Raw genomic sequence first — 15,629 nt, 5'->3', positions numbered from 1 at the left:
CCGAAAACAAAATACAGTCACGTATTGGTTTTCTCCGGTTACGTGACTGCATAATGTTTATTTGGTTTTCATGCCTGTGATAAAAGCGGCTGAAAAAATACGGTTAACAGGCTTATTGTGGTTCAACGCCTGCTTTTTTAAACAGCTCCGCCCATACCGGGATTTGTTGCTCAACCTTGGCTTGTAAAGCGGCTGGATGGGCATCGTTTTCAAGTACGGTGGCACCCAGCTGGTCCATGCGTTCCTTGAATTTTGGATCTTTTAAAGCACCAGCCAGTGCTGATTCAAGCTTTTCCAGGACAGGCTTGGGAGTACCGGCCGGTGCCCACAATGCGTGCCAGATACCTACCTGAAAATCCTTGAAGCCTTCTTCCTGCATGGTTGGCAGATCGGGCAGGGTAGGAGAGCGTTCTGCACTGGTAATGGCATAAGCTTTAACTTTTTTGCCCAGGATTTGTTGTGATGTGTTGGTGGTTTGGTCACACAGCAAGTCTACCTGTTTGCCCAGCAGATCGTTCATGGCTGGGGCAGCGCCTTTATAGGGAATGGTTAGCAGGTCTACATCAAGGGCAGACATCAACATGGTGCCACATAGATGGCTGGCAGCACCAACACCGGCATTGGCCAGGGTAACTTCGTCTTTGTGTGCCTTGACATATTCAACCAGTTCTTTCATGTTATTGGCCGGAAAATCTTCGCGGGCAATAATGGTCATGGGGACATCGACAATCATGCCAATGGGCTCAAAGCTTTTGACGGGATCGTAACCCAGGTTTTTATATAGGGATGGGGCGGTTGAAAACCCGATATGCATGAGCAAAATATTGTAACCGTTTGGCTTTTGGTGGGCGACATGAGTTGTGCCGATGGTGCCACCTGCGCCAGCCTTGTTTTCAACAACAACCGTTTCCCCAAGCTGGGTACGCATGGCTTCAGCCAAAGAGCGCGCGACATTATCGGTAGGGCCGCCCGCTGTAAAAGGGATGACCATATTGACGGGTCGTTCAGGGTATTTGCTTTCTTCTGCCTGGGTATTAAAGCCCAGAAAACCCATTGCAAGACCAGCGGCCAGCACGGTTTTCTTTAAATGCAACATTGTTACTATCCTTGAAGTAGAAAATAAAAATAAATCGTGTGTTTTTGGATTTTTATTTTTATACAGGCAAAAGCACATGCAGATTGCGCAATCGCTTAACGTGTTTAAGTTTATTTCTTTGGTAAATAAATGTATATATGTTTAAGGGAAGAAAAAGGATTGGGGATTTTTATTCTAAAAACAATTTGATATATATCAGAATGCGTGTGGGTGTCAGGCAACAGAGTAAATGGACTGAAGGACTGGACGCAAAAAATCCGCTTCAGTTCAATAACTGTCAAGCGGCTGATTTTTGATATTCTTGGGAATTTATGGTCGGGACAGTAGGATTCGAACCTACGACCCTCTGGTCCCAAACCAGATGCGCTACCAGGCTGCGCTATGCCCCGACTTGTTTCTTTACTGTGTTAAGCAGCGAAGAAAGAATTATGACATAAAAATATCTATTTTTGCAAGTCATGAAATGAAAATGTTATAAAAAATGTAAAAAAACAACATGAGGACAGATCAGCGGACTTGCTTTCCCCGTCCATGGGGGAGGTGAACAGACCCGTTAATAGCCATGGTACTAACGGGCTAATGCCAGGCATTAATCCCTGCCACGGTAATGCCTGTGGTGTGGGTGTCCGTGTTTTTTGAAGTGTTTCTTGTGGTATTTGCGGCTGTGTCTTGGGTGATCATCGTAATAATAAACAGATCTTGGACGGATATGGCGGGGGCGTTCTACATAAACTACCGGTGGGGGAGCGTAATGGCGATGCGGCCTTTCTACAACGACTCCAGGTAATCCTATTCCAATGTCAACATTAATTTGTGCATTGGCAGCTGTTCCCATGCCTAAAGTGGCAGCAGCAAAAAAGGGCAGTAATAGTTTTTTCATGGATACTCCTGTCAGTATTGGAATTTGGCTTTATTGTTAGCGACTGTTGTTGTCCCGGCGACGCGACTCAGAGCGATTTTCAAAGTTTCTTTCAGCTGGTGGGAGTAAGCGCGACCTCTCAATCCTGTTGAAATCGGGGCGGCGACTGGTGTTCTGGTGTTGTTCAATGCGGCGATTGTTTTGGTTGCTGTTTTTTCTCCATTCACGGGAAGGTGTGTTTGGTTTTGCATCGTGGCGGTCACGATCGGGTCTGCGATTCCAGTTATTGCGATCGGTGTGTTTCCGATTATTGTCCCAGTATCGTTTCTGATCAGCATGGTTGCGCGTTACCCAGCGACGGCGGTTATTGTCATAATAGCGGTAGTTATTGACCGTGGTGTAAGAGTTGGCGTAACCATACCCGTACCCGTTGCTGTACCCCGGGCTATAGTAATCATCATAATAACCATAGCCATCATCAATAACGCAGCCGGCAAGGCCAATGGTCAGAGCCAATACCGCAAGAATTTTTTTCATGTTGAACCTCACGCAAAGGTAAGTGAGCTGAAACTTTACCGTACAGCACTATAAACTCATTATCAGGCAATGCCCATTTCGAATTTGTTTCTTAAGGCCACCCAAATGAAAGTAATCATTAAAAATCGGTCTATTTGGAACCGATTGAAATAAAAAGGGCTTTATTGTTTGTGTTTCAATGGTTTTGTAACGGATTTTATAGGGTGTTTTTAATGTTGTTGTAAAAATGTCATGATTTTCACAGGAAAATATGATTTTAATCGTACTGTATAGACAGGGTTTAAATTGTCATGCTATATTTCTTCTTTCTTAAGTGTGTCGCACTCGTGGTGAAATAGGTAGACACAAGAGACTTAAAATCTCTCGGGCATTGCGCCCGTGCCGGTTCGATTCCGGCCGAGTGCACCAGAGAGAAAAAAGGAAGCTTGGCAGAGCGGTTGAATGCACCGGTCTTGAAAACCGGCGAGGGTTTGCGCCCTCCGTGAGTTCGAATCTCACAGCTTCCGCCAGTATGCAAAACCCCGGATTCAGCAATGGTCCGGGGTTTTTTATTGCTTTTTGCAAGCAGAGATGCAATGTAGATGTAAGCAGGTCAATACAAAGATTGCCCGTCAGGAGGGGGAGCGTTTTTTGTGTTTGGGTGTCCGTGCAGTATCAAATTTGTTAGTATGGACCATCTTCTTTTTTTTTATTAACGCGACGTAAGTCGTTTTTTGTGTATTTCTATTTAATATGTCAACTAATAAGTCGTACCGTATAGAGAAAGATTTATTGGGAACGAAAGAGGTTCCTGATGATGTTTATTATGGTGTCCAAACATTAAGAGCAATTGAAAACTTCAAGCTTTCCGGTATTCCATTGTCTCACTATCCTGATTTCATCAATGCCTTTGCCATGGTTAAACAGGCAACCGCGCAAGCCAATTGCGAACTGGGTTATCTTTCCGGGGAAAAATGCGAGGCTATCAAAAAAGCCTGTCAACGAATTGTCGCGGGCGAGTTTCATGACCAGTTTGTGGTGGATATGATCCAGGGTGGAGCAGGTACTTCCACCAATATGAATGCCAATGAAGTGATTGCCAATATCGGTCTTGAGTCAATGAATCATGCCAAGGGTGAGTACCAGTATCTGGATCCCAATAATGACGTGAACATGTCTCAATCCACCAATGACACTTACCCAACCGCCATTCGTCTCGGTTTGTTGTTCAGTCATGAGTCTTTGTTGGTCAGTCTCGATAAGCTCGCAGCCTCATTTGTTGCCAAGGCCAATGAATTCGAGCATATCCTTAAAATGGGCAGGACCCAGCTTCAGGATGCGGTTCCCATGACACTGGGACAGGAATTCAAGGCTTTCGCTTCCACTTTGGCGGATGATCTGCCCTTGTTGCGCTCAGTGGCGGCCAATTTGTTAACAGCGGTTAATTTGGGTGGTACCGCCATTGGTACAGGCATTAATACCGATCCCCGTTACCAGCAGTTGGTGGTTAAGCAATTGGCTGAAATCAGCGGTCAGCCCATGAAGTCGTCTTTTGATCTGGTGGCAGCCACTTACGATATGGGTGACTTTGTGCTGCTGTCTGGCATGCTTAAGCGCACTGCAGTCAAACTGTCCAAAATCTGTAATGACTTGCGTTTGCTTTCCAGTGGTCCTCGCACTGGTATTAATGAAATCAATCTGCCCGCCCGTCAACCAGGCAGTTCCATCATGCCCGGCAAGGTGAATCCGGTCATTCCAGAAGCGGTCAATCAGATTGCTTTCGAAATTATCGGTAATGATGTTGCCGTCACCATGGCCTCCGAAGCCGGACAACTTCAGTTGAACGTGATGGAGCCCCTGATTGCTTACAAGATGTTTGACTCCATTGGCCTGTTGTCGCGCGCGATGGATATGCTGCGGGAATTGTGTATTGATGGTATTACTGCCAATGAGGCACATTGCAGTGCTTTGGCCGAAAATTCAATTGGCCTGGTAACTGCCCTGAATCCGTTTATTGGCTATGCAAACTCAACGCGCATTGCTAAAAAAGCGCTGGAAACAGGACGTGGTGTGCTTGAGTTGGTCAAAGAGGAAAACCTGCTTGATGAAAAGGTACTGGCCGATATTTTGCGTCCTGAAAATATGATTGCGCCACGACTGGAAAGCGTTTCAGTCTAAATGCTGGTCAATTCATAAGGCATCATCAAGGAGGGGGCTGATCACAGCTCCCTTTTTAATGTTCATCGTGTTTTTTATGGTCTGTGCATTTTTTGGGGATTTGGTGTGTGCCTAAAGTCTTGTCCAAACACCTTGTGTCTGCCTGAGCCTGCTAGAATAGAGCGCTTGATTACCCTGATCTTATATAAAAAGGAAGAAGACAATGAAAGCAATTGAAATCTCACAGCCGGGTGGGCCCGAAGTACTGACTGTGGTGGAACGTGAGAAACCGGTGCTAAAAGCCGGTGAGGTTTTGATTAAAGTAAGTGCCGCAGGCATTAATCGCCCGGATGTGTTCCAGCGCAAAGGTTCTTATCCTCCACCGGCGGATGCTTCTGATTTGCCCGGCCTGGAAGTGGCGGGTGTTATTGTGGAAGGCGATGTTTCCGGAACTGATCTTAAAATTGGTGACAGGGTGTGTGCCCTTACGCCTGGTGGTGGTTATGCCGAATACTGTGCGGCCCCTGCTGGCAACTGTCTGCCTATTCCCAAGGGTTTAAGCGATATAGAAGCGGCCGGTTTGCCCGAAACGTACTTTACGGTCTGGACCAACGTGTTTGATCGCGGTGCCCTGGCTAAAGATGAAGCCTTGCTGGTGCATGGTGGTGCCAGCGGTATCGGTACAACCGCGATTCAATTGGCGCGAGCTTTTGGCAATACCGTTTATGCGACCGTGGGTAGCGATGAACGTGTCAAGGCGGTTGAGGCATTGGGTGCCAACAAGGGTATTAACTATAAAACCCAGGATTTTGTTGAGGAAATCAAAGCCCTTACCAACGGCAAGGGTGTTAACGTCATTCTGGATATGGTGTCTGGTGAATATGTCAATCGCAATATCAATAGTCTGGCCGATGACGGCCGCATTGTGATTATTGCCCAATTGGGGGGCAGCAAGGCAACGATTGATACCAATCAGTTAATGCGTCGTCGCCTTACCATTACCGGTTCAACCCTGCGACCACGTTCGCCTGCGTTTAAAACAGAAATTGCCCGGTCTTTGCAAAAACATGTATGGCCATTGCTTGAAGCAGGCAAAATCAAGCCCGTTATTCATGCCACCTTTCCCTTCGAAAAAGTCGTAGAGGCGCACACGATGATGGATGCGGGGGAGCAGATTGGTAAAATTATTTTGACTTTTGAAAATTAAAGACAAATCGGCCATATACGGGTTAGAATACTGGGTTAATTAAATTTAACCCGTATATATTTACACAAGCCGGACTTAACTATGACAACAGCAAAAACGCGTCAGCGACTGGTTATTGGGAACTGGAAAATGAATGGCAGCCTGGCTGCCAATGAAGTGCTTTTGAAAGGCATTCGTGAAGGTGTGGAAAATGCCACAGCGCCTGTTAACTGTACAATTGCTGTTTGTCCTTCTTTTCCCTATCTGGGGCAGGTATCGCAGGCATTGGCCGATAGCCCGGTATCCTGGGGTGCACAAGATGTCAGCCTGCAGGAGTCCGGTGCATTTACCGGTGAAGTGTCTGCGACCATGCTGAATGACTTCAATTGTACCTGGGTACTGGTGGGTCATTCCGAGCGTCGTGCCCTGCATGGGGAAACCAGCGAACAGGTGGCCTTGAAAGCGCAGGCTGCCTTGGCTCACAATATTACACCTGTGGTTTGTGTGGGTGAAACCCTGCAGGATCGTGAACAGGAAAAAACCCTGGCGGTCATTCAGGCGCAGCTGGCTCCGGTGCTTGCTCTGGGTGAGCAGGCGGTCAATAAAATGGTTATTGCCTATGAGCCGGTCTGGGCAATTGGTACCGGTCTTACCGCTTCACCTGAGCAGGCTCAGGAAGTGCATGCTTATATCCGTGCCCAGTTAAACACGGTGGGTGCCGGAAATGTCCAGGTTCTGTATGGTGGCAGTGTCAAGGCTGCCAATGCGGCCAGTCTGTTTGCCATGAGCGACATTGATGGTGCATTGGTGGGTGGTGCCGCCTTGGTTGCCGAAGAATTTTTGAATATTGCTACTGCTTAATATTTTTGGAGTTTTACTTTTATGCCTTCATATTTATATCCATTGCTAACCGTAGTACAGGTGATTGCTGCGTTAAGCGTCATTGTGCTCGTGTTGCTGCAGCAGGGCAAAGGCGCCGATATGGGCTCTTCCTTTGGAAGTGGTTCCGCAGGCAGTTTGTTTGGGGCCACCGGTGCGGCAAACTTTTTTTCGCGCTTAACCAAATGGGTGGCTGTGCTGTTTTTTGCGGCCACCGCAGGTCTTGCTTATTTGGGCAATTCATCGCCCGATTCAGCGACAAGTCAAACAAGCAGTGGTTTAATGGAAGGTTTTCAACCACAGAATCCTGCCTTGCCAGTGGCTCCTGCTGCTGATATTGCAGTTCCGGCTGCCCCCGCTGAAACTGTTGTAGAAACACCAACAGAATTGGTGCCGGAGTCTGAAAAAACAGCAGAAAGTACGCAACAATAACAATTTTCTGGAAAATGCGTTATAATTTAATGCTTTCCAGAACACGTTTTATGCTCATGTGGTGGAATTGGTAGACACGCTATCTTGAGGGGGTAGTGGCGAAAGCTGTGCGAGTTCGAGTCTCGCCATGAGCACCATTCGGTTTAAAACTGAATCAGCAAAAATGCAAACCCTTACTCTTAAGAGTGAGGGTTTTTTGTTTTAGGCGGAATCTATTTTTGATGGATCGAGCTAAGATTGATCTAACTAAGATTGATCTAACTAATGCAATTTGTTTGAGTTGTTAATAAATAATTCGCAACCGGCCAGTATAGTACCAATCTACACTCATGCTAAAAAATCCTAGGGTATTCCCTTGATTTTTATCAAAAATTATTACTATTTTACTCAACTATTAATCAAAAATAGTGTTTAATATTGAACATTAGCTTATTACTTATCGTATGATACGAAAGTATAAAAGTTTTATTCACAGGAGAAATATATGTCTTTCAAAAAATTGGCGCTTGCTGCTGTTCTGTCTGTTGCTGCAACCCCTGTATTGGCAGCCGAGTGTGTTGTAGACATCGAATCGAACGATGCCATGCAATTCAACACGAAAGAAATTTCCATTAGTAAAACATGCGAAGAATTTACCATTAACATGAAGCACGTAGGTAAATTGCCTGCGGCTGCCATGGGTCATAACGTTGTTATTACCAAAACTGAAGACATGCAAGCGGTTGCTACCGACGGCATTGCAGCGGGTGCGGCCAAAGATTATGTCAAAGAAGGCGATGAGCGTATTGTAGCCCACACCAAACTGATTGGTGGCGGTGAATCCACAAGCGTTACTTTCCCTGTGAAAGATCTGGTGGCTGATACCGATTACACCTTTTTCTGCTCTTTCCCTGGCCATTCTGCCATTATGAAAGGTGACGTTAAACTGGTTGACTAATTTCTAGCCCAATCAATGATCTTTAAAAGTCCTGCCGGGAAAGCGGGGCTTTTTGGAAATGGTCAAAGCCTGAATTTCAATATTGAAATTCAGGCTTTTTATTTTGATAATTCACCAAAAGAAAAATTTAAGATTCAAGGAGTTGTTTATATAAGACAGTAATCAATCATTATTGTAAGGAAATGAAAAGTCAATGATTATCATTAAAATTAGAAAAATTCGTAACTAATTGATTTGTAATGAGTTTTTTTTATTTTACAAAACATCAGGAATAGCCATAAAAGTAATTTAATGCAAGTCCTTCATTTTTTTTTATATGATTGATGGGAATGGTCAGCTAAGGCAGCGAAGACTCGTATCTGTCTGGTATTAAAAAGGATTTGAGGATGAACAGGATTTACAAAAGCATTTTTAATGAACAAACAGGAACCTATGTAGCGGTTTCTGAAAACACAAAAAACAAGGGCAAAAAAGGAAATAAAGTACTGGCTGCAACAGCGTTGTCTGCCGCTTTGGGGTTTGGAGCGATGGGGTCTGCGCAGGCGCAGTTGGTAAGTGCTTGTGCAGGCGTCAGTTTGCCACGAAGTGTGGTTACTGACATTGTGGGTGAGGTGCTGGTTCCTGTTGTTACTCCTATAGAAACCACTGTAAATGGGTTGCTAGGCCCTATTTCAACTATTTTAGGAGCCTTGCCGCTGGTGTCGGCTATTGTTCCGGGGCCTCTTTCGCTTGATCTGACTGGGATTCTTGCAAGTGCCGCTAATGGCGATCCCATCAGACTTGATGTGCTAAATGAGAATGGCCAGGTGGTTGCTCCAAATGATGATTGTAATCTTACAGCCGACTCCTTAAATTTAACTGACCCAGCCGGTATCGCCATCGGCGGTAACAAAATATCCGGTTTGGGCTCTGATGCTGCCGGTGCTGCCGCTGTGTCATCAGCAGCAGATTTCACTTCAATCGCATTTGGTAATTATTCTGAAGCCACTCAATCAAAAGCAATCGCTTTTGGGGAGGCGGCAAAAGCGTATGGAGAAGGTTCTGTTGCAGTGGGCGCTGATGCCTTGTCTTCCAATTTAAATGCAACAGCCCTTGGTACTGGCGCACAAGCCACAGGCGAAGGCTCAACAGCCCTTGGTGCCGGAGCCCAAGCCAATGCGACGAACTCGGTAGCGCTGGGCAATGGTTCCGTTGCCACAGTCGCCAATACCGTTTCTGTAGGTTCTGTTGGAAATGAGCGTAAAATCACTAACGTGGCTGATGGTACTGTTGCTGCTGGCAGCACCGATGCCATTAACGGTGGTCAATTACATCAATTAGCCATCTCAACAGGTCTGGGTTTGGTTCAGCAGGCTGATAATCTGGCGCCCATTACGGTAGGTAAGGATAGCGCGGGTACCGTGGTAGATTTTACTAACATAGCAGCACAAACTCGTAAATTGACGGGAATTGCTGACGGTGAGCTGTCTGCAACCAGTACCGATGCGGTCACCGGCAAGCAATTGAATGCAACCAATCAGAGTATTGCCACATTAAGTGATAATGCGGTCCAGTATGATGGCGCTGACAAGTCCATGGTTACCTTGGGTGGTGCAACCGGGACAACCATTACCAATGTGCAAGCCGGTGCCGTGAATGCAACCAGCAGCGACGCCATTAATGGGGCTCAGCTTTATGCGGGTAACCAGTCTATTGCAACTGCTTTAGGTGGTGGTGCAGCGGTCAATGCCGATGGCACCATCTCAGCGCCGAGCTATGCCGTTGATGCAACCTTGCCGGCATTTGATAATGTGGGTGGTGCACTGGGTAATCTGGCTGGTCGTGTGGCTGCCAATGAAACAAGCATTACCAATATTGAGGGCGATATTACCTCCATCATTAATGGTGAGACCGGTATTGTTAAGCAGGATGCCACCACACGCAACATTACGGTAGGCAGTGAAACTGACGGTACGGTTGTTGACTTTACCGGTACAGATGGCGTGCGTACGTTGACTGGATTGAAAGATGGTGAGCTGTCTGCAACCAGTACCGATGCCGTAACCGGTAACCAGTTGTTTAACACCAATACTGAGCTGGCTGCGACCAATGCAAATCTTGATTCAACCCTGGCCGCCCTAGGGGGTGGTGCACAGGTGGATCCTGTCAGCGGTACTGTGACCGCCCCTTCATATGTGCTGGATGATGGCACCAACACGGGCGTGACAACAAGCTTCGATAACGTAGGCGGTGCCCTGGGCAACCTGGATGGTCGTGTAACGTCCAATACAGGCCGTATTACCAATATAGAAGGCGATATTACCGATATTACCAACGATTTGGGTGATTTGACGGCCAATGCCGTAACCTATACTGATGCAACTAAAACTGCCATTAATCTGGCGGGTGCGGGTGGCACAACCATTAGCAATCTTAAGGATGGTGAGGTAAGTGCAAGCAGTACCGAAGCCATTAATGGGGCCCAGCTGTATCGTTCCACTTCTGACCTGGCTGCTGCATTGGGTGGCAATGCGGTGGTTGATGTTGATGGTAACCTGACCAACGTCGGCTATGATTTCATTGCAGGTACCCAGACTAGTGTGGGTGATGCGTTACTGAATCTGGACACTCGTGTTGATAGCAATACCACTAATATCACCAACCTGATGAATGGTACTTCCGGTTTGGTTCAACAGGCGAATGGCACAGCACCGATTACGGTGGGTGTGGCGACAGGTGGTACGATTGTTGACTTTACCGGTACGGATGGCGTACGCAAACTGACCGGTGTTGCCAATGGCAGCGTAGCGGCAGGCAGCACCGATGCCATAACCGGTGACCAGCTGTTTACCAGCAGCAAATCTGTGGCCGATGCATTGGGCGGTGGTTCAACGGTAGACCCGACAACCGGTGCTGTGAGCGCACCAGAGTACGAGCTTGATGATGGTACCGATAGTGGAACCAAAGTTACCGTTACCGGTGTGGAAGATGCGCTGACCAATCTTGATGGTCGTGTTGCTTCCAATACAACAGAAATCACGACGATTAAAGGTGATATATCTAATATACAGACAGATATCACCAATATTACAAATGGTACGCTAGGTATTGTTAAGCAGAACGCCACCACACGCGTTATTACGGTAGGTGGTGACACTGATGGAACAGAGGTCAATTTTGCCGGTACTGCTGGCGTACGCAAGCTGACAGGTATTGCCAATGGCAACGTGGCGGCAGGCAGTTCCGAGGCTGTAACGGGCGATCAATTGAATACCACTAATGTTGCGGTTGCCGATGCGCTGACAGCTTTGGGGGGGGGGCATCGATTGATACGAATGGCGTCGTTACAGGACCAGTCTATGACATCGGTGGTGCCTCATTTGATAATGTGGGTGGTGCGCTGACTAACCTGGACGGTCGTGTTACTTCCAATACAAACCGTATTACCACGATTGAGGGTGATATCACTAACATTAAAGGTGATATCACCAATCTGGACGGTCGTGTTACTACGATTGAAGGCGACATTACCGATATTAAAAATGGCGCCGCGGGTATTGTCAAGTTTGATTCAGCGGCAGACAAGATTACCGTAGGTAGCGAAGTTGCGGGTTCGTCTGTTGACTTTACCGGTACTGCCGGAGTCAGAAAACTGACGGGTATTGCTGATGGTGAGCTTTCCGCCACCAGTTCAGATGCCGTAACAGGCAAGCAATTGCATGCGACCAATCAGCAGGTGAAAGCCAGCAGTCAATTTACAGCCAGTGCGTTGGGTGGTGGAGCAAAAGCCAATGATGATGGCACATTCGTTAATCCGCTTTATGCACTGCAGGAAATTCAGCAGGATGGCAGCAAAAAAGCGGTAACCTTTGATAATGTCGGCGGTGCCTTGACAAGTCTGAATACCTCAGTCGCCAGTTTGCAGGATCAAATCAATAACAACACGTCAGTTGGTTTGGTGCGTCAGGACCCAGGCAGCCGGGTTATTTCCGTAGGTGGCAATACCGATGGTACGGAAGTCAACTTTGCCAACAGCAACGGTGAGGCTCGTGTAATTAGTGGGGTGGCGGCTGGTAAAGGCCCGACCGATGCCGTTAACGTCCAGCAGGCCCAGGAGATGATTGCTGGCGCCACCAATTCCTTGAAGGGTGATATCCGTCGTGCCGAAAAACGTGCCGATGCCGGTGCGGCAGCAGCGACTGCGGTCGCAACGCTTGGTCAGGCTTATCAGCCGGGTCAAAGCGCGTTCTCAGTCGGTGGCGGTACATGGCGTGGTGAGGCCGGCTATGCGGTGGGTCTTTCTACCGTCTCCGAGAACGGAAAGTGGCTGCTTAAAGGTGCGGTTAGCGGTTCAGGCCGTGGCGGTGCCGGTGGCGGTGCCAGCGTTACCTACTTGTGGTAAACCTTTGGTAAGGCCGGGTGTGGTTTAATCCGGCTTGCCAGGAATGCCCAAGGGCTTGCTGTTAATATGCAAGCCCGTAACAAAAACCGGTTCATGCGTTTTTCAAGTATGAACCGGTTTTTTTCCGCTTGGGATAAATGTTGTCGATTAAAAAATAGGGCGGGTTTGGCGCGTTTTTCCCTAAAACGCCTTGCGCGTACCCAATAACAATAACAGCGCAATGCCAAGCGGTATCAGCAGGAATAAAAAGCCATAGGCGTAACTGCCCATGGATTCAGAGATCAGGCCAATTAGTGGTGGGCCAACTACTACGCCCAGGTATGTCATGGAAAGTGTAACGCCCGTGATGGAGCCCGATTTGCCTTCGGGTGATTTGCGGGCCACTTCGGTCAGGTAAACGCCATTCCAGCCAATACCCATGGCACCGTATAAAATAAAAAACAGGGCAATGAACAAGGTGCTGGTATCGGGGGTAATGGAGTAGACTGCCAATGAAGCGGTAATCATGCCCAGGGCAAGGAAGACCAGCATGCTCCACGGAGAAAAGAAACGGTCGGCCAGCCAGCCCCAGAAAATCCGGCCAATGACGCTGGATACCTGTGAAAAGGACAGCAGCATGCCGGCAATGACCAGCGCAAAACCCAGCTCTTTATTCAGGAAAGTAATGGCATAAGTCATTAAGGTGAGCTGACAGATGGAAAAGCAAAATGAAGACAGGGCCAGCGTGCGTAAAGCGGGAGTACGAAAAACGGTTTTCAGGGCATTGATGAATTCGGTCTTGAAGGAAGTGGTCATCACCGTATTTTCAGGCTCCCAGTCTTTGGGGGTAAACAGGGCAATGCACACAAACACGATGAGTGCCAGCAAAATAACCAGCATGGCTGAATGCCAGCTCATCACTTCCAGCAGGGCCGGTATCAATAAGGCCGCCAGGACACCCCCTAAAGGCACCCCGGTTTGCTTGATGGAAAAAATCAGGTTAAGCCGGTGTTTGGGGGTGTTTTTAATTAGGATTTGCGAGCTGCATGGTGTAATGGGTCCATAGCCGGCACCAATAAAAGCGCCCATCAGCAGCAGGGTGGGTAAGGAGGGGAGCAGCAGGAAAAGCAGCATCCCGATGGCACAAGAGGCAATGCACAGTATGCTTAAGCGGATGGGGCCGGTTATGGTGAGCAGCATGCCGGTACAAACGCTCATGGTCATGGCGGTCAGGTAAGCGCAGGCAATATACAGGCCCAGGTTACTGGTGGAAATATCGAGATCGGTGCTGAGGACCGGAATTAAAACTGGCGGAATCAGCAAAACCATAGAACCCAGGGACTGGATGGTAATTGTCAGTACAAGTACCAGCCAGGCTTTTTTGTTGTCAGCGATTGTGCTCATTTTTATTGATATTTTATTTTCAATTTAAAGGTAGGGGGAGGCCAGCCAGATGATTTTGTTTCTGAGCTGTTTGATAAAGCTCATTGATTTTAACGTTTCCCGGGTTATAGGGATAGCCTTTTCAATCTCCCTGTCTATGTGTTGGCCAATGCGGGTGCTGAAGGGCCGGTCATACACTTCGATATCCACTTCAAAATTCAGGCGCAGGCTGCGGGCATCCCAGTTTGAGGAGCCCACCAGGGCCCAGCCATCATCTACCGTGAATAGCTTGGAATGGTCAAAAGGGCCGTTGCTGCGCCAGACATGGCAACCCGCGTCCAGTACCTGGTCGAGCTGGGCCATCATGGCGCAGTTAACCAGGTACAGGTTGTTGTTACCCGGAATTAATATATCAACCCGAATGCCTCTGCGTGCGGCTGTATTCAGGGCGCCCAGCAAGACCTGGTCAGGAAGGAAGTAAGGGGACTGGATGCGAATATGTTTTTGTGCCACTGCACAGGCCGCCTGGATGAGTCGATGGGTGCTGGTAATGTCGTTATCGGGTCCTGAAGTGATGCAGCGGGCGGCAATGTTCGATTCGGGCAGGGTTTCAGGGGTAAGTATCCAGAGGTCGGGTTTGAGTTTTTCCTGGGTGGTAAATGACCAGTCATGAAAAAACACCAGTAACAGCTGAAAGACCAGCGGGCCCCGTATTTGAAAATGAACGTCTTTCATGGGGGCGCCCTGGCATATTTCAGAGGTGAAGCTTTCTCTGATGTTCATGCCGCCGCTAAAGGCAAGCTGGCCGTCTATGACCAGGATCTTGCGGTGACAGCGCAAGTTGGAATAGGGCATTTTGAAGGTAAAGAAATGTGCCTCAAACAGGGCGACATCAATGCCGGTGTTTTTGAACAGACTAATAATGGATGGCCTGGAGTATTTGGCGCCAATGGCATCAATCAAGACCTTGACGGTGACGCCTCTTTGGTGGGCTCGCACCAGGGCCTGTACAATGCGTTTGCCAATTACGTCATTGTCAAAAATATAGCTTTGCATGGCGATGGTTTTGGTGGCGCTGTCAATAGCGGCGATCATGGCTGGATACGCCTCGTCTCCTCCCGGCAGCGGGGTAATGTCGTTATTGCTCCAGATGGGAAAGCGGCTTAGCTGGTTGCCGGCTTTTTTCAGGGACTCGAACTGGGACCCGGATATCTCGGCAATATTGGTGGTTACCTGGTGTTTGCCGTTGACTTGTTCTTGAAGCAAATATTCATTGTGTTGCAGGCGTCTGCTGCGGTTGATGCGGTTGATACCTACCAGGAAATATAAGAAAGCCCCAAAAAATGGCGATAGAATCACCACACCCACCCAGGCAATGGCTGCCCTTACATCGCGTTTGGTCATTGCTGCATGAATGGTGGCCAGTAAGCCAACAAGTAAACCTACTCCAAATAACAGGTGTGTTTGGTATTCAAGCAGAAAAGCCCACAAAGCGGTCATAGATAAAAATCCAACAAATAAACAACAGTAATGTACTTTATTGTAAAGCGTGCTTGCAAAATCTGAAAGGTCTTGCTATAGTTCTATCTTTATTCAGTGGTGACCGTAGCTCAGTTGGTAGAGTCCCGGATTGTGATTCCGGTTGTCGTGGGTTCGAGCCCCATCGGTCACCCCAAAAAAATTAAACCGCCTGGTGCGGTTTTTTTTCGTCTTTTTTTTGCGCTAGTGACTTATATAATAATAAATTGCCAACTAAAAGCCTTTGATGCTCTGCTTCAAAGGGCAAAAAAGATTCCTGCCGTATTGATAAAAACAAAGCAGGCA

The 15,629-nt window shown here is 47.7% G+C and carries 12 protein-coding genes and 5 tRNA genes; 11 read left to right on the top strand and 6 right to left on the bottom strand.

Features of this window, described 5'->3' with window-relative positions; translation table 11 throughout:
- Positions 1-112: 112 nt before the first annotated feature.
- From HCX92_RS12165 to HCX92_RS12150, 4 genes are all read right to left on the bottom strand, one after another.
- Positions 113-1,054 (bottom strand): tripartite tricarboxylate transporter substrate binding protein BugD, encoded by a 942-nt coding sequence (locus tag HCX92_RS12165; protein WP_248290055.1) that lies wholly within the window; start codon positions 1,052-1,054, stop codon positions 113-115.
- 354 nt (positions 1,055-1,408) lie between these two features.
- Positions 1,409-1,485: transfer RNA gene (locus tag HCX92_RS12160), tRNA-Pro, on the bottom strand.
- Between the two features lie 200 nt (positions 1,486-1,685).
- Positions 1,686-1,976, bottom strand: a complete 291-nt coding sequence (locus HCX92_RS12155) for a virulence factor (RefSeq protein ID WP_169295226.1) — start codon at positions 1,974-1,976, stop codon at positions 1,686-1,688.
- 36 nt (positions 1,977-2,012) lie between these two features.
- Positions 2,013-2,492 (bottom strand): hypothetical protein, encoded by a 480-nt coding sequence (locus HCX92_RS12150; RefSeq protein ID WP_169295225.1) that lies wholly within the window; start codon positions 2,490-2,492, stop codon positions 2,013-2,015.
- Positions 2,493-2,812: 320 nt separating this feature from the next.
- Here HCX92_RS12150 and HCX92_RS12145 point away from each other — a divergent pair.
- The 10 genes from HCX92_RS12145 (at position 2,813) to HCX92_RS12100 (ending at position 12,443) form a co-directional block, all read left to right on the top strand.
- Positions 2,813-2,900: transfer RNA gene (locus tag HCX92_RS12145), tRNA-Leu, on the top strand.
- A gap of 11 nt (positions 2,901-2,911) precedes the next feature.
- A tRNA-Ser gene (locus HCX92_RS12140) sits at positions 2,912-3,001 on the top strand.
- Between the two features lie 223 nt (positions 3,002-3,224).
- Entirely contained in the window at positions 3,225-4,649 is a 1,425-nt protein-coding gene (locus HCX92_RS12135; RefSeq protein ID WP_169295224.1) for an aspartate ammonia-lyase, read from the top strand.
- 202 nt (positions 4,650-4,851) lie between these two features.
- The gene (locus HCX92_RS12130) at positions 4,852-5,835 is read left to right on the top strand and encodes an NAD(P)H-quinone oxidoreductase (RefSeq protein WP_169295223.1); all 984 of its coding nucleotides are present in this window, start codon (positions 4,852-4,854) and stop codon (positions 5,833-5,835) included.
- Between the two features lie 81 nt (positions 5,836-5,916).
- Positions 5,917-6,675: a triose-phosphate isomerase gene (tpiA, locus tag HCX92_RS12125; protein ID WP_169295222.1), complete on the top strand. Its 759-nt coding sequence runs from the start codon at positions 5,917-5,919 to the stop codon at positions 6,673-6,675.
- A gap of 21 nt (positions 6,676-6,696) precedes the next feature.
- Positions 6,697-7,125, top strand: coding sequence for a preprotein translocase subunit SecG (gene secG, locus HCX92_RS12120; protein WP_169295221.1), 429 nt, complete (start codon positions 6,697-6,699; stop codon positions 7,123-7,125).
- A 52-nt stretch (positions 7,126-7,177) separates the two neighbouring features.
- A tRNA-Leu gene (locus tag HCX92_RS12115) sits at positions 7,178-7,262 on the top strand.
- A 347-nt stretch (positions 7,263-7,609) separates the two neighbouring features.
- The gene (gene azu, locus HCX92_RS12110) at positions 7,610-8,062 is read left to right on the top strand and encodes an azurin (protein WP_169295220.1); all 453 of its coding nucleotides are present in this window, start codon (positions 7,610-7,612) and stop codon (positions 8,060-8,062) included.
- A gap of 386 nt (positions 8,063-8,448) precedes the next feature.
- Entirely contained in the window at positions 8,449-11,445 is a 2,997-nt protein-coding gene (locus HCX92_RS12105) for an ESPR-type extended signal peptide-containing protein (protein ID WP_169295219.1), read from the top strand.
- The gene (locus HCX92_RS12100; RefSeq protein WP_169295218.1) at positions 11,430-12,443 is read left to right on the top strand and encodes a YadA-like family protein; all 1,014 of its coding nucleotides are present in this window, start codon (positions 11,430-11,432) and stop codon (positions 12,441-12,443) included. The genes HCX92_RS12105 and HCX92_RS12100 overlap by 16 nt, the downstream gene beginning before the upstream one ends.
- 180 nt (positions 12,444-12,623) lie before the next feature.
- Here the strand turns inward: HCX92_RS12100 and HCX92_RS12095 are convergent, their stop codons facing one another.
- Positions 12,624-13,826, bottom strand: coding sequence for an MFS transporter (locus tag HCX92_RS12095; RefSeq protein ID WP_169295217.1), 1,203 nt, complete (start codon positions 13,824-13,826; stop codon positions 12,624-12,626).
- 24 nt (positions 13,827-13,850) lie between these two features.
- The gene (cls, locus tag HCX92_RS12090; protein ID WP_169295216.1) at positions 13,851-15,305 is read right to left on the bottom strand and encodes a cardiolipin synthase; all 1,455 of its coding nucleotides are present in this window, start codon (positions 15,303-15,305) and stop codon (positions 13,851-13,853) included.
- A 99-nt stretch (positions 15,306-15,404) separates the two neighbouring features.
- Between cls and HCX92_RS12085 the strand changes: the two genes are divergently transcribed.
- Positions 15,405-15,480 (top strand) — tRNA-His (locus tag HCX92_RS12085).
- Positions 15,481-15,629: the final 149 nt, after the last annotated feature.

The sequence above is a fragment of the Advenella sp. EE-W14 genome, from assembly GCF_012923605.1.
Classification (GTDB): Bacteria; Pseudomonadota; Gammaproteobacteria; order Burkholderiales; family Burkholderiaceae_B; genus Advenella; species Advenella alkanexedens.
The sequence above is the reverse complement of the archived record's forward strand: the minus strand, read 5'-3'. Positions and strand labels throughout refer to the sequence as shown.

What these genes read in the sequence shown, in the direction of transcription:
- azu (WP_169295220.1), top strand. Translation starts at nt 7,610, where the DNA reads ATGTCTTTCAAAAAATTGGCGCTTGCTGCTGTTCTGTCTGTTGCTGCA.
- secG (WP_169295221.1), top strand. Translation starts at nt 6,697, where the DNA reads ATGCCTTCATATTTATATCCATTGCTAACCGTAGTACAGGTGATTGCT.
- HCX92_RS12155 (WP_169295226.1), bottom strand. Translation starts at nt 1,976, where the DNA reads ATGAAAAAACTATTACTGCCCTTTTTTGCTGCTGCCACTTTAGGCATG.
- HCX92_RS12095 (WP_169295217.1), bottom strand. Translation starts at nt 13,826, where the DNA reads ATGAGCACAATCGCTGACAACAAAAAAGCCTGGCTGGTACTTGTACTG.
- HCX92_RS12150 (WP_169295225.1), bottom strand. Translation starts at nt 2,492, where the DNA reads ATGAAAAAAATTCTTGCGGTATTGGCTCTGACCATTGGCCTTGCCGGC.
- cls (WP_169295216.1), bottom strand. Translation starts at nt 15,305, where the DNA reads ATGACCGCTTTGTGGGCTTTTCTGCTTGAATACCAAACACACCTGTTA.
- HCX92_RS12165 (WP_248290055.1), bottom strand. Translation starts at nt 1,054, where the DNA reads ATGGGTTTTCTGGGCTTTAATACCCAGGCAGAAGAAAGCAAATACCCT.
- HCX92_RS12135 (WP_169295224.1), top strand. Translation starts at nt 3,225, where the DNA reads ATGTCAACTAATAAGTCGTACCGTATAGAGAAAGATTTATTGGGAACG.
- HCX92_RS12105 (WP_169295219.1), top strand. Translation starts at nt 8,449, where the DNA reads ATGAACAGGATTTACAAAAGCATTTTTAATGAACAAACAGGAACCTAT.
- tpiA (WP_169295222.1), top strand. Translation starts at nt 5,917, where the DNA reads ATGACAACAGCAAAAACGCGTCAGCGACTGGTTATTGGGAACTGGAAA.
- HCX92_RS12130 (WP_169295223.1), top strand. Translation starts at nt 4,852, where the DNA reads ATGAAAGCAATTGAAATCTCACAGCCGGGTGGGCCCGAAGTACTGACT.